This is a genomic window from Bacillus sp. NP247 (genome assembly GCF_018966865.1).
GTDB lineage: Bacteria > Bacillota > Bacilli > Bacillales > Bacillaceae_G > Bacillus_A.
The window spans coordinates 1,504,127-1,525,019 of record NZ_CP076653.1; the positions used below are offsets into that span (position 1 = coordinate 1,504,127).

Here is a 20,893-nt window from a genome sequence, read left to right on the forward strand (position 1 = left end):
CTTTTGTATTTTCACTAGGATAAAAAGGAAAAATATGTTTGTGAAATTATGAACAATTTCCGAATTATTGTCTGAAATTACCTATATGTATGTTTATCTGTATTATAATGTTAATATCTTGGATAAAGTGATAAAGGTGGAGATCCTAATGGAACAAGCTTTAAAAATTACAGGTGTATTATCTGACCCTACTCGTTATTACATTTATAAATATATTTCGCAAAAACATAATTACGTAACTGTACAAGAAATTGCAGATGAGTTTAACATTCATCCAAACGTAGCGCGTTTACATTTATCTAAATTAGAAGATGTTAATATGCTCAAATCAGAAACAAAAAAAACTGGGAAAGGCGGCAGACCAAGCAGACTATACGTCTTGTCTCAAGATGTCATCCAGTTACAATTCCCATTTCGCGATTATCAATTATTAGCGCAGATAGCATTTAATTCACTGCTAAGCTTAGGTAGCGCTGGCGAAAAAGCGCTATATGAAACAGGGAAACAATTCGGCAAAGAATTAATGCAACAACATATGCATCGTTTAAATGTAAGTGCAGAAGCATTGACGATAGAACAAAAAATCCAAATCGCAAAAGAAGCATTCTCAACAGCTGGTTTATCTCCTGCTTTTGAATTAAGTACAGATGGCACAAAAATTTTCTATGATGTACACAATTGCCCATTTAAAGAAGTTGCTGCGCATCATCCGACTGAAATTTGTAATATGCACGGAGATATGATGAAGGGGATTTTTGAAATCCTATTCCCAAACGTGGAATTAACTCGAAACGATAGTCTACTAGATGGATGCAAATCTTGTAACTATAAAGTTCAAATTTAGTTTTTCAACTAAGAAGAAGTCAATATTATAATTGGCTTCTTTCTTTTATATGAATGAATATTTACAATAGTTAGAAAAATAAACTATAATGAAAAGAGGTTTTATTTTTTAGAAAAGGAGGGAGATGGCATGGAGCGCATGTTTCGCGTTCTCGGCTTTTGGACTGGAATTTTCTCGGTTATGTTTTACGTAGGAGATATGCATTCGACCGCACTACTATTTTTAGGACAAACAGGATTCTTCGTACTTTTAAGTTATTTAAAATTAACAGAGCGTATGTATATATACGTATTCGGGGCATATTTAACCGTTTTCTTCATCGGATTTACATGGTACACAACATTTTTACTTGTCCCTGGAGCTGGACATTAAAAGATGGCAATTTGCCATCTTTTTTTTAATTCCGTAATTCCCTAGTTGACTTATAGGTTTTATTACCTTATATTCTATATAACACATTGGAATTAGGGGGGAATCACCATGAATACACTGCTTGTCGGAATTAACATCACAGTCATGCTCATTTTAGTTGGCGTATTGTATTATATGCAACGTAAGCATGTGTCTTTTAATAAACGTGTATTTACTGCTTTAGGAGTCGGAATTATATTCGGTCTTATATTACAATTTATTTATGAGCCTACTTCTAAAGTAATTATCGAATCAAATACCTGGTTTAGTTTAATTGGTAACGGTTATGTAAAATTACTTCAAATGATTGTTATGCCACTTATTTTAGTATCTATTATTTCAGCCTTTACAAAATTACAGTTAACGAAAAATCTTGGTAAAATCAGTGGTCTTATTATCGGAATTTTAATTCTTACTACAGGAATTGCCGCAGCTGTCGGTATCGCAGCAAGCGCAGGATTTGATGTATCAGCAACAGGATTACAACAAGGTGATGCAGAATCTGCTCGTCTGAAGCTAGTTGAAGAAAGATTTACTTCTATCGAAAAGACAACAATTCCAGACAAATTATTAGAACTGTTGCCTACAAATCCGTTTCTTGATTTAACAGGCGCTCGTCCAACATCAACAATTTCTGTTGTCATATTTGCAGCCTTTATCGGTATCGCCTTTATCGGTGTAAAACGAAAATATCCAGAACAAGCGGAGCTATTTAAAAAGATGCTTGATGCTGTATATGCAATCGTAATGCATATGGTAACATTAATTTTACGTCTTACTCCATACGGCGTATTAGCCCTTATGGCAAAGACAGTTGCTGGTAGTGATATAAACGCTATTTTAAAACTTGGTAACTTCGTGTTAGCATCTTACGTAGCACTTATCGTAATGTTTATCATTCACTTATTATTAATCACACTATCTGGTTTAAATCCAATTCAATATTTGAAAAAAGTGTTCCCTGTATTAACATTTGCATTCACATCTCGCTCTAGTGCTGGTGCAATGCCATTAAATATTGAAGCACAAAAAGAAAAACTTGGTATTTCTGAAGGAATCGCTAACTTCGCTGCATCCTTTGGGGTATCTATCGGTCAAAACGGTTGCGCAGGTATTTACCCAGCAATGCTTGCTATGATGGTCGCTCCAACCGTAGGAATTGATCCATTACAACCACAATTTATTTTAACTTTAATCGCTGTCGTTGCTATTAGCTCATTCGGTGTTGCCGGCGTTGGTGGCGGTGCAACATTCGCAGCATTAATCGTACTATCTACAATGAACTTACCAATCGGCATTGTCGCTCTTGTTATCTCGGTTGAGCCATTAATCGATATGGGTCGTACAGCTCTTAACGTAAGTGGTTCTATGACAGCAGGTCTTATTTCTAGTAAATGGCTTGGTGAATTAGATCAAGATACGTACAATCAAGACGATGTAAAAACTGGTGAAATTGCTTCATAATGAAAAGGACGCTAACAAAAATGTTAGCGTCCTTTTTCATTTCTCTCCATCTTCCTCTTTATCTTTTAAACACAGGGCATAACATATTGTCTCAAACACTATGAATAACGCTCTACCGATTACTTCAGCCATGTTAAAAACACCACCTGTATATTAGAATAGATAATTATAAATAAATTATATATCCTTTCTGACTTTTATAAAAATTACATTTTTGTAATGTTTTACATTAAAATCCAAACTTTATTCTTCTACCAAAAACTCTTCTAGTTGCTCTTTTAACTCTTCCTCAATCTCATAGTAAGATTCCTCAACTAGTTCCCCCTATTTTCTTACTCCCCCAAATCCGTGATTGAATTTGCATTCCTAAAAAGAGTCTTTCGCATTTCCAAATTGGAATATTGTGAAACTCAATCATCTCTTGTTCTTCATCTAATATAGCTATCGCAACTGATGAATAATAACCCATCCCAAAGGGATTTTCTTTGTCTCTTACAAATCCCATATCTAATTCCATGTTTTTTTCTATGTATAAATGCGAATACTCTTTATACAGTTTAAATGATATTCGCTCTATTTCCTTTTCCATACATTGAATTTTCTCTTTCAATTCCAATGTGAAATCTTGTTCTTTATACTTCATTTCCGCCTCCTTACACACAAAAAAAGAGAATACAATAACATATTCTCTTTTCTCAAATATACTTCATTATCTCACAGCCCGTCCCTTTCACAAATAACCATTCTGCTCGCACCATTTATGAAATTGTCCTACATCTACTCCAACTAAAACGATATCCTTTAGCTCTACAGCAATACTTTGTTCTCCAATTACAATAGCAAAGTGGGGTTCTAATTGTTTTTCATTTTTCTTTACAGTTCCAATTCGGTTCCGATGCGGCCCATCTTTTATATATGCTTTTTGTCCTACAATATCAAAGTTCAAGATTCTCACCTCTTTTACTGCGCTCAAATTGGAAATACAATCTCCACCTCGGAAAATTTCCTTTCATTGCACTATTTCTCTATATATATGACGAAACAATAAAAGAGTCCTTCCTTCTTTACAATTATTTTTTCTTTGTTTCATTTTTATGATTGGAACGTAAAGTTTATAATAAAATACACTTGGAAGCGCTTTCTACGTAATTTTTTATGTTATAATATAAAAGTAGAACTTCGTAAAGAGGGTTAAAAAATGAATACAAAAATGATTAACAAAGTAATTGAAGCATTAAAAGTATATGGCTTTCAGGATGTATCATTCTGTGAAGAAACGAAGCAATTTTTATTTCATAACGAAACCGATATTATGAGCGGCTATGCAGAAATAACATATAATAGTCAATTCGAAAAATTTAACGTACAAATTCATCCAATTGAAACGCATCACCAAGCAGAGTTACAAGAGGTTGAAAGACATATACAAGCTTGCATACGAAAAGTAGAGTATTTAAATGCACTTCTTACTGGACAAACAAAGCTAGATGATAAAATTATTATTATGTAAAAAAAAGAACGTGAAGCTATCACGTTCTTTTTTTTAAACACCCATCTTTTCTTTTAAATGCAAACCTGTTACAGACTCTAATACATCCATTGTTTCTTCAAGCTTCATATCAAAAATTGTCTTCTCTTCTATATACGGAAACTGTCTAAAACGCTTTTCTAACATTTTCACCGCATCTGATGTGAAATTTGCGCTATCAATGCCAAATTCTGTTTCAAGAAGCACAATCCAATCTAACACATGAAAACCTAATCCATTTACGAATGAAATAAGTTTTTCTTCTGGCTGTGAAGATAAGAATACGTTTTGCTCCATCTCACTAAAAAGTTCTTCTCCTAAAATTCCTGCTAACTCATCATCATGTTCGCGTTCAATAATCTCTTCATAACCATAATCATCAACAAGCTCTTCTACTTCTTCACTATCCGCAAAAAGCAATTGACTAAGAATTGCATCTTTCTTAAATTCACTGTTTTGTACAACTTCTAAAAAACTCGTTTCCCAACCATTTTCTAATTTCATATAACATAACTCCTTTATGGGCTTTTCTTATCATCACTGTACCCAAAAGATCACTTTTATAACCTTTTAGGTAATTACTATTATTCCATATGCTTCATAACATAAGATGCAAACTCAGTTGCATCTCCTTCAAAAATATTTATCTCTGGTAGATGATAAAACGTTGTTTGCAGTGGGTTTCCTTCATGATAAATATATACCTTTTTCTCTAACGCAATCGCCATTCCAAACTCTGTATGACTTCCATTTCCGCCATCTAATATAAGTAAAAAGACATCTGCTTCTTTTATAGCCGTCTTTTCTGCTTGACCAATTTCTCTTAATTGTTCTTGATCGACTGCTCTTTCATTTTTCGTCCAATCATATGTATGATGCCATCCTACTTCTTTCAACTGACTTGATACGAAACGTACAAGATGCTTATTTTGAAATCCCGAAGCAATATAAAATTTCATTTATACCCACTCCTTAAATATACATGGGGAAACTCCGTTTTAGCGTTAATAGGATTTTTTCAAAAAAAAATCCCCATCTTTAGAACTTATTTGCGTTTCAATGATGGGGTGCCTCATGATCTTCTTTTATTTTTTGTTTTTTATAACTTTCATCAGCTAACATTTCTAGTTCAGCTGTTATTTCTGATTTTTCAAGCTCTCGTTCTTGTGAAAATTTCCGTGAAATATAAACAATAACACTACCAACGTACAACACAAAGCATATAATAAGTGCAGTATTTTCATAGAGACTTAGCTCCAACACAGTCACTCCTAATCCATTCGTATTTTCACGCTTAATCAATTGGAATTTCCCTATTAACCTTTTGTTATCCCGCTATTTGAGGGCAGTAAGACCCCCACCTCAAAATTCAGCAAAAGCAAAGAAGTTAGATGTGGGATTAACTGCCCGTAAAAGCCCGATTGGTGAAGGCTAATAATCAGTGGGGGATGACCCCCCCACTGATTAAAGTTTCACTTTATTGTAACATAAAAATATCAATTCTTGGAATCTTTCATCCTACTAAAAAAGACATGATTGTTTAATCATGTCTCTGAAATATGTTGAATGATAGTTTTAATCGCTTCTTTTCCATTATATTTTTTCAATGCTGTTTTATACGTTTCATTATTATTAGATAGCTCTTCTATATGCTTTATAAGCGAGTTCACCGTTACATCCTCTTCATATAATACCGATGCATACCCTTGTCTTTTAAAGGATTCAGCATTTAAAATTTGATCTCCACGGCTCGCAAATTTCGATAATGGAATTAAAACCATTGGCTTTTGTAATGTTAAAAACTCAAAAATCGCATTGGATCCCGCACGTGAAATAACAAAATTTGTTGTCGCTAATATATCTGGCAACTCCCCATGTATATATTCAAATTGTTTATACCCTTCTTTATTTTGTAAACTTTCATCAAGATTACCTTTTCCGCAAAGATGAACAATTTGATACTTTTTAAGAAGTTCTGGCAACGCGGATCGAACCGTTTCATTAATTTTCTTCGCGCCCAAACTTCCTCCCATGATTGTAATAACTGGCTTTTTACGTGAAAAACTTAAAAACGCTAAACCTTTTTCACGATTTCCCTTTAGCACTTCTTCACGTACAGGAGATCCCGTATATATTACTTTTTCTTTCGGTAAATGTTTCGCTGCTTCTTCAAATGTAACAAATATTTTCGAAGCAAAACGGAGCGCAATTTTATTTGCTAGTCCTGGCGTCATATCAGATTCATGTAATAAAACTGGCACCCTGTTTAACCATCCTCCAATTACGACTGGTACAGATACGAAACCACCTTTTGAAAAAATCACATCCGGTTTTAGTTTTCGAATCCTTACATACGCATCCATAACACCTTTCATTACAAGAAAGGGATCTTTTATATTTTTTAAATCAAAATAACGACGTAGCTTTCCACTTGCAATACTATAATACGGAATGCCTCCCTTTTCTATAATCGTTTTCTCAATTCCTTCATGAGAACCAATATAAGAGATGTCCCAATTTTCTTCCTGTAAATGTGGAATAATGGCTAAATTAGGTGTTACATGCCCTGCCGAACCACCACCTGTAAAGACTATTTTTTTCATACGTCTCCCCCTTCAACACTATAATACACTAAAATATCTTGCCTCAGGGTGAGAAAATACCATAGCCGTTACAGACGCTTCTGGCTCCATCATAAATCCTTCTGTTAATGTAATACCTATTTCCTCTGGATGAATTAAGCGAAACAATTTTTCCTGGTCAGCAAGTTCTGGACATGCTGGATAACCAAATGATACGCGTATTCCTCTATATTTTGTACGGAAACGCTCCTCCATCGTCAGTTCAGGCGAATCTGGAATGCCCCAGCGGTCACGAATAAGCATATGTGTTTTTTCAGCAAGTCCTTCTGCTAATTCAAGTGCTAACGATTGAATTGCATGACTGCGTAAGTAATCTCCCTTCGCCTTCCATTCCTCTGCAATGTCCCGCACTCCTTCCCCAACAGTAACAGATAGGAACGCAACATAGTCCATCTCATCTCCAATAGGGCGTATATAATCCCCTAAAGTACGGTATGGTGCTTTCCCTTGTCTCGGAAATTCAAATCGCTCTATAATACGTGTGTGATCTTCCGGATCGTATATAATTATATTTTTCCCATCACTTTGCGCCGGGAAAAATTGATACACCGCTTTTGGACGTAACCAAGATTGTCCTTCTTGTAATAATTCATCAATTAAATCATTTAGCTCATGCGCTCTTTTATCCCCTTCTTGCAGGAGTTTTTTTACGTTTCCTTTTAACCCAAGATGGTGTCCAATTAACATTTGTCTATTTAAAAACGGTGCAAGATGAAGGGCAGGAATATCCCGTAATACAACTCGTTTCGTCGAATCTGGCACTATAACAGTTGCTTTTGGCAACGGCTCAATTACTGCTGGAATCTCCACTTTCTTCTCCTCTTTTTTCACGATATGAAGATGACGTTCTTTTTTATCTTGTTTCATCTTCTCACGCTCTTCTTCTTTTTGAAGTTTATTAATAATATCAAGACCTGTCATTGCATCACTTGCATAACATACGAGCCCTTTATAAGATGGAGAAATACGATTATCTGTAAATTTCCTCGTTAGTGCTGCACCACCTACAACAATTGGAATATCAATATTCGCTGCTTTTAAATCTTCAGCAGTCGTTACCATTTGTTGTGCGGATTTTACTAACAAACCAGAAAGACCAATAATATCAGGTTTCTTTTCTTGTACTTCTTGAACAATTCGATCCGAACGAACATTAATTCCTAAATTAATAATTTCATATCCGTTATTTGATAAAATAATTTCAACGAGATTTTTCCCGATATCATGTACGTCACCTTTTACAGTCGCTAATAACACTTTCCCTTTTTTTGCACTATCACTAGATTCCATATGTGGCTCTAAATAACTTACGGCAGCTTTCATACTTTCAGCACTTTGCAATACTTCAGCAACGATAAGCTCATTACCATTAAATAATCGTCCCACCTCATCCATTCCTGTCATAAGCGGTCCGTTAATAATATCCAGAGGTTTTCGTCCTTCTGTAAGCGCGAGACTTAGATCTTCTTGTAGTCCTTGCTTCGTACCTTCTACAATATAGTTTGCCAGTCGTTCATCAAGTGTTAGCGTTTCTTGTGGAGCGACATCTTTCTTTTTGGCAACACGATAAAAGTTTGTAAATTTTTCTAACGTCTCTTTCGTCGTTTCAAATAATAATGCATCCGCAAGACGTTTTTCTTCCTCTGGGATTGACGCATAGCGCTCTAATTTTTCCGTGTTAACAATCGCATAATCTAATCCTGCTTTCGTTGCATGGTATAGAAAGACAGAGTTTAATACTTCACGTCCAGCTGGTGGTAAACCAAAAGATATGTTACTCACCCCTAGAATCGTTAAACATTCTGGTAACGCTTCTTTAATAAGACGAATTCCTTCTATAGTCGCTGCCGCTGAACCTATATATTCTTCATCACCTGTCCCTACAGGAAACACAAGTGCATCAAAAATAATATCAGATGGACGTATACCATACTTCTTCGTTAGTAACTCATAGCTTCTTTTAGCAATTTCTATCTTTCTTTCTGCACTAACTGCCATACCATCTTCATCAATTGTCCCTACAACTATCGCAGCACCGTACTTCCGAAGAAGGGGTGTCACTTTTTCAAAACGTTCTTCTCCATCCTCTAAATTAATAGAATTGATAACACCTTTTCCTTGAATATAAGTAAGAGCTTTCGCCATAACATTTTCATCTGTTGAATCAATCATAATCGGTACTTTTAACACTTTCGTAACTTCTGCCAAGAATCTTTCCATATCTTCTATTTCATCACGATCAGGGTCTGCCATACAAATATCAATAATATGAGCATTTTTCTTCACTTGCGCTCTTGCCACTTCAGCAGCCTCTTCAAATTTCCCTTCTGCTACTAATCTTTTAAACTTACGCGATCCAATTACGTTCGTCCTTTCTCCAACAAATAAAGGTCTCATGGAATCATCGTATTGCAACGCTTCTAGTCCACTAATTCCATGTCCAACCCTTTCATGATGCTCACGAGGATTAATCGAGGCAAGTGCCAATTTCATTGCACTTATATGTTCTGGTGTTGTTCCACAACAACCACCAATAATATTAATCCATCCTTCTTCAGCAAAACGTTTTACTTTTTCAGCAAGTGACGCCGGAGATTCGTGATAATGCCCATCTTCATCAGGAAGACCAGCGTTCGGATAACAAGAAATATAACACTCTGATAAATCAGATAGAGAACGGATATGTTCCCTCATAAATTCTGGACCAGTGGCACAGTTTAATCCAACCGATAATGGCTTCATATGCTCTATCGATAAATAAAAGGCTTCGATCGTTTGACCCGCTAAAGTCGTTCCCATCGGTTCAATTGTTCCAGAAATCATAATAGGTACTATTTTGTTTAGTTCTTCAAACGCCGATTGAATTCCAAGGTACGCAGCTTTCACATTACGCATATCTTGACTCGTCTCAACGAGCAATACATCAACTTCTCCTCTTAATAATCCTCTCGCTTGCCTTGTATAGGCTTCGATTAACTCTTCAAAAGTCACACCGCCTGTAACACTAATTGCTTTCGTCGTTGGTCCCATCGCTCCCGCAACATATACTTCTTTCCCACTTTCTTTAACCGCTTGCTTCGCCAAAATCGCTGCCTTTTCGTTTAACTCTTCATCTAAATGAGACAATGCATAATCACTTAATACAATATTCGTTGCACCAAACGTATTCGTTTCAATAATATCTGCCCCAGCTTCAATGTAGACTTTATGAATATTTAAAATAACATCCGGTCTTGTTTTTACTAAATATTCATTACAACCTTCGTATTCTTCTCCTCCAAAATCTTCCGCTGTTAAGTCTTCTTGCTGGATCATCGTTCCCATTGCACCATCTAATATTAAAATTTCATATTGTAATCTCTCTTCTATTCGTTTCATCAATTAATACCTTCTTTCACTTCTTGCTTTTCTCTCACATATTTCACGAGATGTTCTGTAATTTCATATTTTAAAAACGGTGTAATAAGATAAATACCGTTAAAGTATTTCATCGCCGCATCGATCAACTCTTGTGAAATACGAATCCCTTCCTCTATGGCTGCCTCTTTCGTTTCATGTCTATCCATTCTTTGTCTTATCTCTTCAGGGAGCGTAATACCCGGCACTTCAAAATGAAGAAAATCTGCATTCCGCTTACTTATTAATGGCATAATTCCAATAAAGATAGGTTGTTCCAAATGCTTTGTCGCTTCATACACTTCTTCAATTAACGCTATATCGTAAATTGGCTGAGTTAAGAAATACTCCGCTCCAGCATCTATTTTTCGCTCCATTCGCTTAACCGCTGCTTTTAAATGCCTTACATGCGGATTAAAGGCGCCTCCCACTGAAAACCTTGTTGCTGGACCAATTGATTTTCCTAAAATGGAACGCCCATCGTTCATTTCTTTAATCATTTTAATGAGCTCAATAGAGGACAAATCATATACAGAAGTTGCACCTGGAAAATCACCAACACGCGCTGGATCACCAGTTAAAGCTAGCACTTCCTCCATACCTAACACTGATAACCCTAGCAAATGAGATTGTAATCCAATGACGTTATGGTCTCTACACGTTAAATGCGTCAATACTGGAATATCGTGCTTCGTTAATAATGCACCCATAGCCATATTAGAAACGCGAGGCGATGCCAATGAATTATCTGCTAGAGTAATAGCATCCGCTCCAGCCCTTTTCAGTGCTCTTGCCCCTTCAAAAAAACGCTGCGTGTCTAACGTTTTCGGTGGATCTAATTCCACTACAACTGTCGTTTGTTTCTTTGCCTTTTCTGCGAGAGTAACATGAGCTCTCGAACGCTTCTCATGTGTATGGACCACTTTAGGCCTTTGAATCGTCTCTTTTGCTATTACAGGTGCAACATTTGCAATAGCACGTTTCATTCCTTCAATATGTTCCGGGGTAGTACCACAACAACCACCTAATAAACGAATACCTTGTTCAATAAAGTTTGGTGTCATCTCTTCAAAATACGCTGGACTTCCCTCATATACGTAGCGCCCCTCCACATAATTTGGGAGACCTGCATTCGGATATGCTGATAAATAGCCATTTTGAGGAATCGATATCATTTTGAAAGCTTCCGTCATATGAAGTGGCCCTAGTTGACAGTTCAATCCAACAACATTGGCACCGTAATCTAAAAGCTGTTTTAATATTTCATTGACATCATTCCCATTTTGAGTCGTACCTGCCTCATGTAACGCTAACTGAGCAACAATCGGAATATTCGTTTGTTTACGCAACACTTTAACGGCATGCAATAATTCAAATTCATCATAAAAAGTTTCTAATAGTAATCCATCAACCTGTTCTTCTAGTAAAGCACCTGCCTGTTCAAGTAGCATAAATTCTCTCTCTATATCAGTCGTTGTAACAGCACCAATATGTTTCATACCTCCAATTGTCCCTAAAATTGCATTCCGCTCTGTTATTGATGCTTTCGCAATATTCACTGCCGCTTTATTAATTTGGGCGACTTGATTTTCTAGACCATACATGCGGAGTTTCGCTTCATTCGCACCATACGTATTCGTTTGAATAACATCCGCTCCAGCAGCTACATATTGTTTATGGATCGATATAATTAAGTCTGGATCAGACAAATTCAATTCTTCAAAACTACTTTGTAAACCATGTGAATGTAATAAAGTTCCAACTGCTCCATCACCTATTACAATTCCTTTTGATAATAAATCTAGTAATTTCACGAATCTCCCTCATTTCTATCAATATAAAAACCCCCTCTTCACTTTGAAGAGGGGGACATAATTGTTCCTCCTCTTATTATGCAAAACACACGTTTTGCAGGTTTTAGCACCGTTTCAAACATTTAGTTTGAAGGTTGCCGGGTTTCACAGGGCCTTTCCCTCCACCGCTCTCAATAAGAGTTTGTCTTTATTATTTTATTTATGTAGTTAAAAGGAAATACGTTCCCCTTTTAACAATGTTTGTTAATTTTTTATAAATTTAGCATGCACTAAAATAAAAGTCAATGACACTTGCGGAAAAATAAAAATTATTTAAAATAAAGTTGCAATTCAATTATCTTTTGTTGTAAAGTTAAAAACATAATAAAAATTTCATACGAACATTCTTATCTAGAGAGGTAGAGGGACTGGCCCTATGACGCCTCAGCAACCATTAACATTCATTCGTTAATAAGGTGCTAATTCCAGCAAATTGTGAAAGATTTGACAGATGAGAAGAAGACTCTATTCAATCCGAAAGCCTTCTTCTTAGAAGGCTTTTTTTATTTTAAATTCACTTAGTCTTTCACTTTAAAAGGGGGAATTTTCACATGTCAACAATCGAAACAAAACTAGCACAAATCGGGAACCGTAGCGAAGCTACAACAGGAACTGTTAATCCACCTGTTTATTTCTCAACTGCTTATCGTCACGAAGGAATTGGTAAATCTACTGGCTTTGACTATTCAAGAACTGGAAATCCGACTCGCGGTCTTTTAGAACAGGCAATTGCAGATTTAGAAAGCGGTGAGCAAGGGTATGCCTGTAGCTCAGGAATGGCCGCTGTTCTCCTTGTCCTTTCACTATTCCGTTCCGGAGATGAACTTATCGTATCTGAAGACTTATACGGAGGAACATATCGTCTATTTTCCGAACATGAAGACAAGTGGAATATTCGATGTAGATACGTAGATACACAATCTATTAAACAAATTGAGCAAGCAATCACATCTCAAACGAAGGCTATTTTCATAGAAACACCGACTAATCCATTAATGCAAGTAACTGATATCGTAAGTGTAGCAAGTGTAGCGAAAAGGCACGGACTACTTCTTATTGTAGACAACACGTTCTATACACCTTATATACAGCAACCATTAACAGAAGGTGCAAATATCGTCCTTCATAGCGCAACTAAATATTTAGGCGGACATAACGATGTACTAAGCGGACTTGTCGTTGCGAAAGGGAAATCTCTTTGCGAGGAGCTTGCTCATTATCATAATGCCTCTGGTGCTGTCTTAAGCCCGTTTGATTCATGGCTATTAATTCGAGGGATGAAAACTTTAGCACTTCGCATGAAACAGCATGAAGAAAACGCTCATGCAATTGTTGCTTATTTAAATGATGAAGATGGTGTGACAGATGTATTTTATCCAGGAAGAGGTGGTATGATTTCATTTCGCCTTCAAGATGAAACTTGGATTAATCCTTTCTTACAATCTTTATCCTTAATTACATTTGCTGAAAGTCTTGGCGGCGTCGAAAGTTTAATGACTTATCCAGCAACGCAAACTCATGCCGATATTCCAGAAGATATTCGAACAGCACGCGGTGTGTGTAATCGTCTTCTCCGTTTTTCAGTCGGCATCGAAAATAGCAATGATTTAATTCAAGACTTAAAGCAAGCAATTAAACTTGTAAAAGAAGGTGTAAGAATATGAGCTATTCCATAGATACGCTTTTACTGCATAATCAATACAAGCATGACTCACACACAGGAGCTGTTAACGTTCCCATCTATAACACATCAACATTTCATCAGTTTGATGTAGATGCTTTCGGAAAGTATGACTATAGTAGATCTGGAAATCCAACACGTGAAGCTCTTGAAGATATCATTGCTTTATTAGAAGGCGGGACAAAAGGATTTGCCTTTGCATCAGGCATTGCAGCAATTTCTACTGCATTTCTCCTTCTTTCACAAGGTGACCATGTTCTTATTTCAGAAGATGTATATGGAGGCACTTACCGAATTATAACTGAAGTTCTCTCCCGTTACGGTGTTTCACATACATTTGTTGATATGACCAATTTAGAAGAAATAAAGCAAAACATTAAACCAAATACAAAACTCTTTTATGTAGAAACGCCTTCTAATCCACTTTTAAAAGTAACAGATATTCGCGAGGTTTCTAAACTTGCAAAATCTATTGGCGCTCTTACTTTTGTTGATAATACATTTTTGACACCATTATTCCAGAAGCCACTTGATCTTGGCGCCGATGTCGTCCTTCATAGTGCCACAAAATTCATTGCCGGTCATAGCGATGTCACCGCTGGATTAGCTGTCGTAAAAGATGAAGAACTCGCTCAAAAGCTCGGCTTTCTACAAAATGCTTTTGGTGCTATTTTAGGACCTCAAGATTGTTCTCTCGTACTTCGCGGCATTAAAACATTGCATGTACGTCTCGAGCACTCAGCTGCAGGTGCCAATAAAATTGCACATTATTTACAAGAGCACGCTAAAGTTCAAAATGTCTATTACCCTGGATTACAATCACATTTTGGCTATAGTATTCAACAAACTCAAGCAACATCAGCTGGGGCTGTTTTATCTTTCACCTTACAATCCGAAGATGCATTGCGCCAATTTTTATCAAAAGTTAAACTACCCGTTTTTGCGGTTAGTCTAGGAGCTGTTGAATCTATTCTTTCATATCCAGCAAAAATGTCACATGCAGCCTTATCACAGGAAGCACGTGATGAAAGAGGGATTTCTAATTCATTACTCCGTTTATCGGTTGGTCTTGAAAATGTTAACGATTTAATATCCGATTTCGAAAATGCTCTTTCTTATGTAGAAGAACCTGTAAATGCATAGAGAGAAAAGAAGATATGAAATTAAGTTTTCATATCTTCTTTTTATGCTGTCTAGCATATTCATTTTAATGTTTTTTCTTTTTGTATAGTTCATTAAAAAATAAAAGTATATCATCTATTTCCAAGTAATGGATTAATTGATATATTAAGAAATAAAAAAGGGGTAAAAATAATGGAGACTTGTGCAGATATTTTAATCGTTATCGATTTACAAAATGGGGTATGTTATAGCGGAGAGCATTTATTTGATTTACAAAACTTGCTTACAAAAGTAAATAAAAGAATTTCTTCATACAGAAAATCAAATAAACCAATCATTTTTGTTCAACATTGTGATGATGATTTAGTACCCGAAAAAGAACTTTGGGCTATTCATACCGATCTAGATGTTCAAGAACAAGATTTTTTTGTAAGAAAAACACATGCAAATTCATTTTATAAAACAAACTTAAAAGAAATTTTAGATCAATTATCTGTACATCGTATTGAATTCTGTGGTGCCCAAACAGAATACTGCATGGATGCTACGATTAAATTTGCCCACGGACTAGGATACGAAAACTTCATGGTACAGAAAGCAACCTCTACTTTGAATAATTCATTTATGTCTGCAAAAGAGACAATTGATTTTCATGAGAATATATGGAACCACAGATTTTTAAAGTTGATAAAAGATGAACTCTAGAATAAATGACTAATGACTTGATTATTCTAAGATTTATCAGCTACACTCAAGTGTCTCATTATCATCATAAAGAAGCTGATTACATTGGGCTTCTTTTAAACTGTTATATATTCTATATATAACATTATAATTCCTTTGTCATATTATTTTAAAAATTTTGTATATTCATTTGAAAGAATAAGAAAATCATGATAAAATTGTGTTACGAATATATCTATATCTTTCAATTTTTGAAACGCATCAAAATTTTCACCCAAAAATGTCATTTTACAAAACTGTGCAAATTTATCTATTTTATTTACATCAGGGTCTCTTTTCTTACAATTTCTTTACTTTAGGACTTTTTTTCTGCAACAACTGTTTTCTTTTCTTTGATTTTTTGGTATGTATAGTATGGTATAACAGCTCACACGGAGGTGGAAAAGAACATGTTAGAAACCTTTCAAAAAGAAATAGAACTATATGAAAGCAATGCAGAATTATTGAAAGTGCTTGCTCATCCTGTTCGCTTATGTATTGTAAAGGGATTAATTGAACGTGGCCCAAGCAACGTTTCTACAATGTACACAGGCTTAAACATGCCACAATCTACAATTTCACAGCATTTAGCCAAGTTAAAAAGTGCTAAAATCGTTTCTAGTGAAAGAAAAGGATTGGAAATTTACTACAAAGTAGAAAACGAAACAATTATTCAACTCGTTCGCGTATTATTAGGTTAGGGACCTATAGACAGAGAAAAAGAGCGTATTCTATATTTTTCATCTCATATCTTTAATATAAATATATATCATGAGAGAAAATATATAATGCTACATAATTAAAAGTCGTATTAAAAAACAAGACACAGAAAATACTGTGTCTTGTTTTTTTTCATATTGTTAAATATTGATTCAAAAGTAAATTCTTCATATCTTTCGTGTGTATAACAACATCGAAAGCATTACCTAATCCTCCGTTCAAAATCATAGAACGAACTGCTCGATTTAGTTTTTGAGTTTCAGAAAAAGGATTGGTATCTTGATGGCTAGCAAGCTGATCTAATATTCCTGCTGCTAACAAAAACTCTGATTGCTTCCTATGCCATATCGTATTAATTCCTTGTAGCTCAAAATTCATCTTCAACTCATCCCAATGAACATGCGTAGTAAGGTCCATTTCTCCTGGATATGCAAGCGGATTACGAATTAGCTTGTGCTTATAATATCCTCTTAAACTTCCTTCATGATGTGCAGGATGCATCCATTCTTCTTTTGTATATCCATAATCAACTGTAATACATATACCTTTCTGAAACCATGTCGTAATCTCTTCTATATACTCTTCCATTGCAATAGGCACTTCAAAGCGCTGCCCCTCAGCAATGTGAATGTTATATTTCAATAAGTAACGACCGATTCTTTTCTCTATCGGTCTAAATACTTCTGTAAGGTTCCCCTCATCTGTATACGTGATACGTACTTCATACAAAATTCCATTTCTTTTCTCAACTATTTCAACAGGAAACGCATCAAATAATTCATTCGAAAAAATAATTCCTTCGAAAGACTCTCCCATTTCAATATAAGATGTATAATACGACACATTATCAAATAAGCAAAGACTCTCCTTTTGTAGCCTTCTATGAAAAGGGCTCACTTCAATAATTGAATAGTTTAAATTGATAAAGGTTTCCGGAGATAATTGTTTCCATTCTTGTAAAACATCATAGGCAAACTTTCCTGTTCCCCCACCAATCTCACAAATATTTGGAGAAACTTCTCCCTTTTCAACAAGCCGAATAAAAAACTTAGCAAAAGTCTTCGCAAATACAGAAGATACATTGCTACTCGTAAAAAAATCTCCCTGTCTTCCAATTTTTTCACGTTCTCTCATATAATACCCATGTTCCTCTGCATATAATACGAGGTTCATATACGTACTATATGAAATCGAATGATCCTTTTCTTTTCCCATCCATTCTCTTAAAATGAGCTCCATCCCCATAATGACTCCTTATTGTAAAAATGGATTGTTTTCTTTTTCAAAACCAATGCTTGTTTCTGGACCGTGTCCACATAGCACCGCTGTTTCATCTGGTAATACAAATAATTTCTCTTCAATACTTCCAATTAATTCAGCAAAACTTCCACCAGGTAAATCCGTTCTTCCAATACTCATTTGGAACAATACATCTCCAGAAAATACAGCATTCGCTTCTTTACTATAATAAGAAATACTTCCTGGAGAATGCCCTGGTGTCTCAAAAATTTCAAAACTAAAAGAATCAATCGTTAATGTACCCTCTTCGTCAATAATATGATCTGCTGGTTTCGCTGTAATACTGCGGTTCATCATAAAAATTTGCGAGCCATTCACAGTTGCATCGCCTAACCAATCCGCTTCTTCTTTATGTACGTATACAGGAATATGAAAAGCGTCTCTCACCGCATCAACAGCACCGATATGATCGAAATGAGCATGTGTTAATAAAACCGCAAGTGGTTTTAACTGTGCTTCTTGTAAATATGTAACAAGTTTCTCTCCTTCATGGCCAGGATCAAAGATAATACACTCATTTTGATCATTCGTTAAAATATAAGCATTTGTTTGTAATGGGCCTAACGGCATTTGTATCCATTTCATATGAAAATCTCCTCCAGTTATTTAATTTACTTTTAATGATACAACATTTCTTTCTCTTAGGAAAAGAAGCGGTGTTATCTCGACAATCATTTTTAAAACATGTACAATATAAAAGAGTAAATATTCTAAAAACTCATCCTAAGGAATGAGTAGACAGAGGAGGATATTGTATGGGCCTTGTTATTATTTTTACGCTAGTCACTCTGTTAGCTGTATTTGCTACGCTTAGAACACTTCGCGAAAAAAACTTATTCGCGGGCGGCTTCGCTATTGCAACCGTACTTGTTTTCGGATGGTTTACAATCATGACCGTTCTATATAATGGGTACCCACCAACAGCTTAATCCATTTACATTTTTATTCTCCAACAAGATCTTGCATAAAAAGAGGAAGGGGGTCCCTTCCTCTTCTCATTATTCACAACTTATATCATCTTCGCCTCGTATTTGTGCTTTTTTACAAGCCACGCTCCTCCAATTACACCTGCATCATTACCAAGTATTGCAATTGCTAACTTTGTGCTCTTTACAGCACGAGAGAAAGCATATTGCTCGAAATAACGTTGGATTGGCTCTAATAGTGCATCCCCAGCTTTAGATACGCCACCACCAATTACGATTTTCTCTGGGTTCAACGTACTAGCAAGGTTCGCTACAGCTAAGCCTAAATAAGAAGCTACTTTTTCCACTACTTCACCTGCTAGTTCGTCACCTTGTCCAAGCGCTTCAAACACATTTTTTGATGTAATAAGCCCTTCTTCTGCTAACATAGAACGTAAAACACTTTCTTTATCTGTCTCTTGTATTTTTTGCATAGCAACACGCACAATACCTGTTGCAGAGGCCACCGTTTCTAAGCAACCCGACTTCCCGCAATTACATGGAAAAGCGTTCTCTGTAACAACTGTAATATGTCCAATCTCACCAGCAGCACCGCTTATACCATGTACAATCTCACCATTGGCGATAACACCACCACCAACACCAGTGCCAAGTGTCATACAAATTAAATCTTTTGCTCCTTCACCAGCACCTTTCCACATTTCACCAAGCGCTGCTAAGTTTGCATCATTATCAATAACAACAGGTAATCCCGTTTCTACTTCTAGTAAATCTTTTAAAGGATAGTTTTTCCATCCTAAATTAACCGCTTCATAAATCATTCCAGATGCCACATGTACAGGACCAGGAGCTCCCATACCAATACCAATTAGCTTGCTTTTTAATTCACCTAATTCTTCTAACCTTTTATCAATAGCTTTCGCTACATCAAGTGTAATATGTTTTCCTTGTTCATTTGTATTCGTAGGGATTTCCCACTTATGTAAAATTTCACCGTACACATTAATAAATGCTAATTTAATCGTTGTACCACCAAGGTCAACACCAACTAACCATTTCTCTTCCATGTTACTTACCTACCTTTATCTAATTCTTATTTAGCTCTTTTTGAATTTCTTGCTTCAATAAAAATAAAGCTGTTTGATAGTCTTGTGGATCGATTAGCTGTGATTGATTTAATTCACGCAATTCATCTTGCATTAATTGTAAATCTGCAATTCGATCACCCGTATAAATAATCGTACCAAATTTCTTTAGCAATTGCTGAATATCATAAATAGATACCATTTCATCACCCTCTATGCTCACTTACTATAAAAAATTATAATAAGAAAACGTTCACATATTTTATTATAATCACGAAGAAAAAGTCTCGTCAATTTTTATTTGTCTATACAAGCCCATTTTTAACCATTGTTCCTTTTTCTGTAATAATTTTTTCTACATTTTTATCAAATGGCTCTACTGGAATATGTTCTACCATTTGAAAACTATAAGCTAATGATAGCGCTTTCCCTTTATAATGCACGAGATAACGATCATAATAGCCACCGCCATATCCAATCCGTTCTCCTCGCTCTGTATAAGCTACGCCTGGCACGATTTGAAGATCAATTTCATCTGCATTCACTTCTTCCGTAAGCGCTGGAATTGGTTCACGTAAATTCATATACACTGTTTCTAATTGATTAAAATTACTAATTTTCCGGAAAGACATCGTTCGTGTTCCTTTATTACACTTCGGAACGACAACTTTCTTTCCTTCTTCCCAAGCTTTTTCGATAATAGGATATGTATTCACTTCATTTTCCATTGAGAGGGTGATTCCAATTGTTTTAGCTTCAACCCACTCTTTTTGCGCATACAACGAAGCTGCAATTTGCTCTGATAAAGTTGTATACCGTTCTTCTGATAAAGAATTCATGTGTTCTATTATTTGTTTACGTAAACGTAGTTTCTCTTCTCTCACACATTTTCCCCCTCACAGTGACACTTTGCTCTACGATGATAGTGTATCACTTTTAACAGAGGAACCGAATAAAAAAAGAAACAGTAGGAAAATATTCCTACTGCTTACTTTGTTTCACGGTGTAACGTAGACTTCTTGTCACGCTTGCAATACTTTTTAAGCTCGATACGCTCAGCGTTGTTACGTTTGTTTTTCTTTGAGATATAGTTACGATCTCCGCATTCTGTACATGCTAGAGTAATATTCACACGCATTCTTATTTCCCTCCAGTACTAATAACTTAAATCAGACTATACTATAATACCACTTTTAAAA

Annotated in this window: 22 protein-coding genes, 1 pseudogene and 2 riboswitches; of the genes and pseudogenes, 9 read left to right on the plus strand and 14 right to left on the minus strand. The window is 35.6% G+C overall.

The genetic code is table 11. From position 1 onward, the window contains the following. Nucleotides 1-148 precede the first annotated feature (148 nt). From KPL75_RS07930 to KPL75_RS07940, 3 genes are all read left to right on the plus strand, one after another. Nucleotides 149-844, plus strand: a complete 696-nt coding sequence (locus KPL75_RS07930) for a helix-turn-helix transcriptional regulator (RefSeq protein WP_219920193.1) — start codon at nucleotides 149-151, stop codon at nucleotides 842-844. 129 nt (nucleotides 845-973) lie between these two features. Next, entirely contained in the window at nucleotides 974-1,216 is a 243-nt protein-coding gene (locus KPL75_RS07935) for a DUF2626 domain-containing protein (RefSeq protein WP_002015110.1), read from the plus strand. A 108-nt stretch (nucleotides 1,217-1,324) separates the two neighbouring features. Beyond that, complete coding sequence (locus KPL75_RS07940; protein WP_219920195.1) at nucleotides 1,325-2,719, plus strand: L-cystine transporter; 1,395 nt, start codon at nucleotides 1,325-1,327, stop codon at nucleotides 2,717-2,719. A 243-nt stretch (nucleotides 2,720-2,962) separates the two neighbouring features. Here KPL75_RS07940 and KPL75_RS07945 read toward each other — a convergent pair. Together KPL75_RS07945 and KPL75_RS07950 are read right to left on the minus strand one after the other, a co-directional pair. After that, a pseudogene (locus KPL75_RS07945) lies at nucleotides 2,963-3,362 on the minus strand (hypothetical protein). A gap of 87 nt (nucleotides 3,363-3,449) precedes the next feature. Continuing rightward, the gene (locus tag KPL75_RS07950) at nucleotides 3,450-3,665 is read right to left on the minus strand and encodes a DUF3912 family protein (protein WP_219920197.1); all 216 of its coding nucleotides are present in this window, start codon (nucleotides 3,663-3,665) and stop codon (nucleotides 3,450-3,452) included. A 252-nt stretch (nucleotides 3,666-3,917) separates the two neighbouring features. On the opposite strand from KPL75_RS07950, the gene KPL75_RS07955 reads away from it, so the two are divergent. Next, entirely contained in the window at nucleotides 3,918-4,229 is a 312-nt protein-coding gene (locus KPL75_RS07955) for a hypothetical protein (protein ID WP_219920199.1), read from the plus strand. A 33-nt stretch (nucleotides 4,230-4,262) separates the two neighbouring features. On the opposite strand, the gene KPL75_RS07960 is transcribed toward KPL75_RS07955, so the two are convergent. The 6 genes from KPL75_RS07960 to KPL75_RS07985 all read right to left on the minus strand — a co-directional run bounded on the left by KPL75_RS07960 (nucleotide 4,263) and on the right by KPL75_RS07985 (nucleotide 12,099). Beyond that, complete coding sequence (locus KPL75_RS07960) at nucleotides 4,263-4,751, minus strand: hypothetical protein (RefSeq protein WP_219920201.1); 489 nt, start codon at nucleotides 4,749-4,751, stop codon at nucleotides 4,263-4,265. An 80-nt stretch (nucleotides 4,752-4,831) separates the two neighbouring features. Continuing rightward, a complete protein-coding gene (locus tag KPL75_RS07965) occupies nucleotides 4,832-5,206 on the minus strand; it encodes a nucleoside 2-deoxyribosyltransferase (RefSeq protein WP_219920203.1) in 375 nt (124 codons plus the stop codon). Between the two features lie 97 nt (nucleotides 5,207-5,303). Then, nucleotides 5,304-5,546, minus strand: coding sequence for a DUF3966 domain-containing protein (locus KPL75_RS07970; RefSeq protein WP_085960924.1), 243 nt, complete (start codon nucleotides 5,544-5,546; stop codon nucleotides 5,304-5,306). 245 nt (nucleotides 5,547-5,791) lie between these two features. Beyond that, entirely contained in the window at nucleotides 5,792-6,850 is a 1,059-nt protein-coding gene (locus tag KPL75_RS07975) for an undecaprenyldiphospho-muramoylpentapeptide beta-N-acetylglucosaminyltransferase (protein ID WP_219920204.1), read from the minus strand. A gap of 18 nt (nucleotides 6,851-6,868) precedes the next feature. Continuing rightward, nucleotides 6,869-10,267, minus strand: coding sequence for a methionine synthase (metH, locus tag KPL75_RS07980; protein ID WP_219920206.1), 3,399 nt, complete (start codon nucleotides 10,265-10,267; stop codon nucleotides 6,869-6,871). Further along, complete coding sequence (locus KPL75_RS07985) at nucleotides 10,267-12,099, minus strand: bifunctional homocysteine S-methyltransferase/methylenetetrahydrofolate reductase (RefSeq protein ID WP_219920209.1); 1,833 nt, start codon at nucleotides 12,097-12,099, stop codon at nucleotides 10,267-10,269. The genes metH and KPL75_RS07985 overlap by 1 nt, the downstream gene beginning before the upstream one ends. A 70-nt stretch (nucleotides 12,100-12,169) precedes the next feature. Beyond that, a riboswitch (SAM riboswitch) is annotated at nucleotides 12,170-12,279 on the minus strand. A 203-nt stretch (nucleotides 12,280-12,482) separates the two neighbouring features. After that, nucleotides 12,483-12,596: riboswitch (SAM riboswitch) on the plus strand. A gap of 93 nt (nucleotides 12,597-12,689) precedes the next feature. On the opposite strand from KPL75_RS07985, the gene metI reads away from it, so the two are divergent. The 4 genes from metI (at nucleotide 12,690) to KPL75_RS08005 (ending at nucleotide 16,365) form a co-directional block, all read left to right on the plus strand. Then, nucleotides 12,690-13,802: a cystathionine gamma-synthase/O-acetylhomoserine thiolyase gene (gene metI / locus KPL75_RS07990; protein WP_219920212.1), complete on the plus strand. Its 1,113-nt coding sequence runs from the start codon at nucleotides 12,690-12,692 to the stop codon at nucleotides 13,800-13,802. Next, on the plus strand, nucleotides 13,799-14,962 hold the full coding sequence (gene metC / locus KPL75_RS07995) for a cystathionine beta-lyase (RefSeq protein ID WP_219920216.1): 1,164 nt from the start codon (nucleotides 13,799-13,801) through the stop codon (nucleotides 14,960-14,962). The genes metI and metC overlap by 4 nt, the downstream gene beginning before the upstream one ends. Nucleotides 14,963-15,133: 171 nt before the next feature. After that, on the plus strand, nucleotides 15,134-15,646 hold the full coding sequence (locus tag KPL75_RS08000) for a cysteine hydrolase family protein (protein ID WP_219920218.1): 513 nt from the start codon (nucleotides 15,134-15,136) through the stop codon (nucleotides 15,644-15,646). A 428-nt stretch (nucleotides 15,647-16,074) separates the two neighbouring features. Continuing rightward, entirely contained in the window at nucleotides 16,075-16,365 is a 291-nt protein-coding gene (locus KPL75_RS08005) for an ArsR/SmtB family transcription factor (RefSeq protein ID WP_000894375.1), read from the plus strand. A 151-nt stretch (nucleotides 16,366-16,516) separates the two neighbouring features. On the opposite strand, the gene KPL75_RS08010 is transcribed toward KPL75_RS08005, so the two are convergent. Further along, nucleotides 16,517-17,629 (minus strand): class I SAM-dependent methyltransferase, encoded by a 1,113-nt coding sequence (locus tag KPL75_RS08010; protein ID WP_219920226.1) that lies wholly within the window; start codon nucleotides 17,627-17,629, stop codon nucleotides 16,517-16,519. A gap of 9 nt (nucleotides 17,630-17,638) precedes the next feature. Beyond that, a complete protein-coding gene (locus tag KPL75_RS08015; protein ID WP_016106164.1) occupies nucleotides 17,639-18,268 on the minus strand; it encodes an MBL fold metallo-hydrolase in 630 nt (209 codons plus the stop codon). A gap of 170 nt (nucleotides 18,269-18,438) precedes the next feature. Here KPL75_RS08015 and KPL75_RS08020 point away from each other — a divergent pair, with 170 nt between their 5' ends. Beyond that, nucleotides 18,439-18,612: a DUF2759 domain-containing protein gene (locus KPL75_RS08020; protein WP_002015138.1), complete on the plus strand. Its 174-nt coding sequence runs from the start codon at nucleotides 18,439-18,441 to the stop codon at nucleotides 18,610-18,612. Nucleotides 18,613-18,692: 80 nt separating this feature from the next. Here the strand turns inward: KPL75_RS08020 and glcK are convergent, their stop codons facing one another. The 4 genes from glcK to rpmG all read right to left on the minus strand — a co-directional run bounded on the left by glcK (nucleotide 18,693) and on the right by rpmG (nucleotide 20,832). Continuing rightward, nucleotides 18,693-19,676 (minus strand): glucokinase, encoded by a 984-nt coding sequence (gene glcK / locus KPL75_RS08025; RefSeq protein ID WP_219920228.1) that lies wholly within the window; start codon nucleotides 19,674-19,676, stop codon nucleotides 18,693-18,695. Between the two features lie 19 nt (nucleotides 19,677-19,695). Continuing rightward, the gene (locus tag KPL75_RS08030; RefSeq protein ID WP_000253699.1) at nucleotides 19,696-19,896 is read right to left on the minus strand and encodes a YqgQ family protein; all 201 of its coding nucleotides are present in this window, start codon (nucleotides 19,894-19,896) and stop codon (nucleotides 19,696-19,698) included. Between the two features lie 103 nt (nucleotides 19,897-19,999). After that, nucleotides 20,000-20,578 carry a 5-formyltetrahydrofolate cyclo-ligase gene (locus KPL75_RS08035; protein WP_219920232.1) on the minus strand — a complete coding sequence of 193 codons (579 nt, stop codon included), beginning with the start codon at nucleotides 20,576-20,578 and terminating at the stop codon, nucleotides 20,000-20,002. Nucleotides 20,579-20,682: 104 nt separating this feature from the next. Further along, on the minus strand, nucleotides 20,683-20,832 hold the full coding sequence (gene rpmG, locus KPL75_RS08040; RefSeq protein WP_001265616.1) for a 50S ribosomal protein L33: 150 nt from the start codon (nucleotides 20,830-20,832) through the stop codon (nucleotides 20,683-20,685). Nucleotides 20,833-20,893: the final 61 nt, after the last annotated feature.

What these genes read in the sequence shown, in the direction of transcription:
- KPL75_RS08000 (WP_219920218.1), top strand. Translation starts at nt 15,134, where the DNA reads ATGGAGACTTGTGCAGATATTTTAATCGTTATCGATTTACAAAATGGG.
- glcK (WP_219920228.1), bottom strand. Translation starts at nt 19,676, where the DNA reads ATGGAAGAGAAATGGTTAGTTGGTGTTGACCTTGGTGGTACAACGATT.
- KPL75_RS07935 (WP_002015110.1), top strand. Translation starts at nt 974, where the DNA reads ATGGAGCGCATGTTTCGCGTTCTCGGCTTTTGGACTGGAATTTTCTCG.
- metI (WP_219920212.1), top strand. Translation starts at nt 12,690, where the DNA reads ATGTCAACAATCGAAACAAAACTAGCACAAATCGGGAACCGTAGCGAA.
- KPL75_RS07940 (WP_219920195.1), top strand. Translation starts at nt 1,325, where the DNA reads ATGAATACACTGCTTGTCGGAATTAACATCACAGTCATGCTCATTTTA.
- KPL75_RS08015 (WP_016106164.1), bottom strand. Translation starts at nt 18,268, where the DNA reads ATGAAATGGATACAAATGCCGTTAGGCCCATTACAAACAAATGCTTAT.
- KPL75_RS07965 (WP_219920203.1), bottom strand. Translation starts at nt 5,206, where the DNA reads ATGAAATTTTATATTGCTTCGGGATTTCAAAATAAGCATCTTGTACGT.
- KPL75_RS08005 (WP_000894375.1), top strand. Translation starts at nt 16,075, where the DNA reads ATGTTAGAAACCTTTCAAAAAGAAATAGAACTATATGAAAGCAATGCA.
- KPL75_RS07930 (WP_219920193.1), top strand. Translation starts at nt 149, where the DNA reads ATGGAACAAGCTTTAAAAATTACAGGTGTATTATCTGACCCTACTCGT.
- rpmG (WP_001265616.1), bottom strand. Translation starts at nt 20,832, where the DNA reads ATGCGTGTGAATATTACTCTAGCATGTACAGAATGCGGAGATCGTAAC.
- metH (WP_219920206.1), bottom strand. Translation starts at nt 10,267, where the DNA reads ATGAAACGAATAGAAGAGAGATTACAATATGAAATTTTAATATTAGAT.
- KPL75_RS07975 (WP_219920204.1), bottom strand. Translation starts at nt 6,850, where the DNA reads ATGAAAAAAATAGTCTTTACAGGTGGTGGTTCGGCAGGGCATGTAACA.
- KPL75_RS08030 (WP_000253699.1), bottom strand. Translation starts at nt 19,896, where the DNA reads ATGGTATCTATTTATGATATTCAGCAATTGCTAAAGAAATTTGGTACG.
- metC (WP_219920216.1), top strand. Translation starts at nt 13,799, where the DNA reads ATGAGCTATTCCATAGATACGCTTTTACTGCATAATCAATACAAGCAT.
- KPL75_RS07960 (WP_219920201.1), bottom strand. Translation starts at nt 4,751, where the DNA reads ATGAAATTAGAAAATGGTTGGGAAACGAGTTTTTTAGAAGTTGTACAA.
- KPL75_RS07955 (WP_219920199.1), top strand. Translation starts at nt 3,918, where the DNA reads ATGAATACAAAAATGATTAACAAAGTAATTGAAGCATTAAAAGTATAT.
- KPL75_RS08020 (WP_002015138.1), top strand. Translation starts at nt 18,439, where the DNA reads ATGGGCCTTGTTATTATTTTTACGCTAGTCACTCTGTTAGCTGTATTT.
- KPL75_RS08010 (WP_219920226.1), bottom strand. Translation starts at nt 17,629, where the DNA reads ATGGGGATGGAGCTCATTTTAAGAGAATGGATGGGAAAAGAAAAGGAT.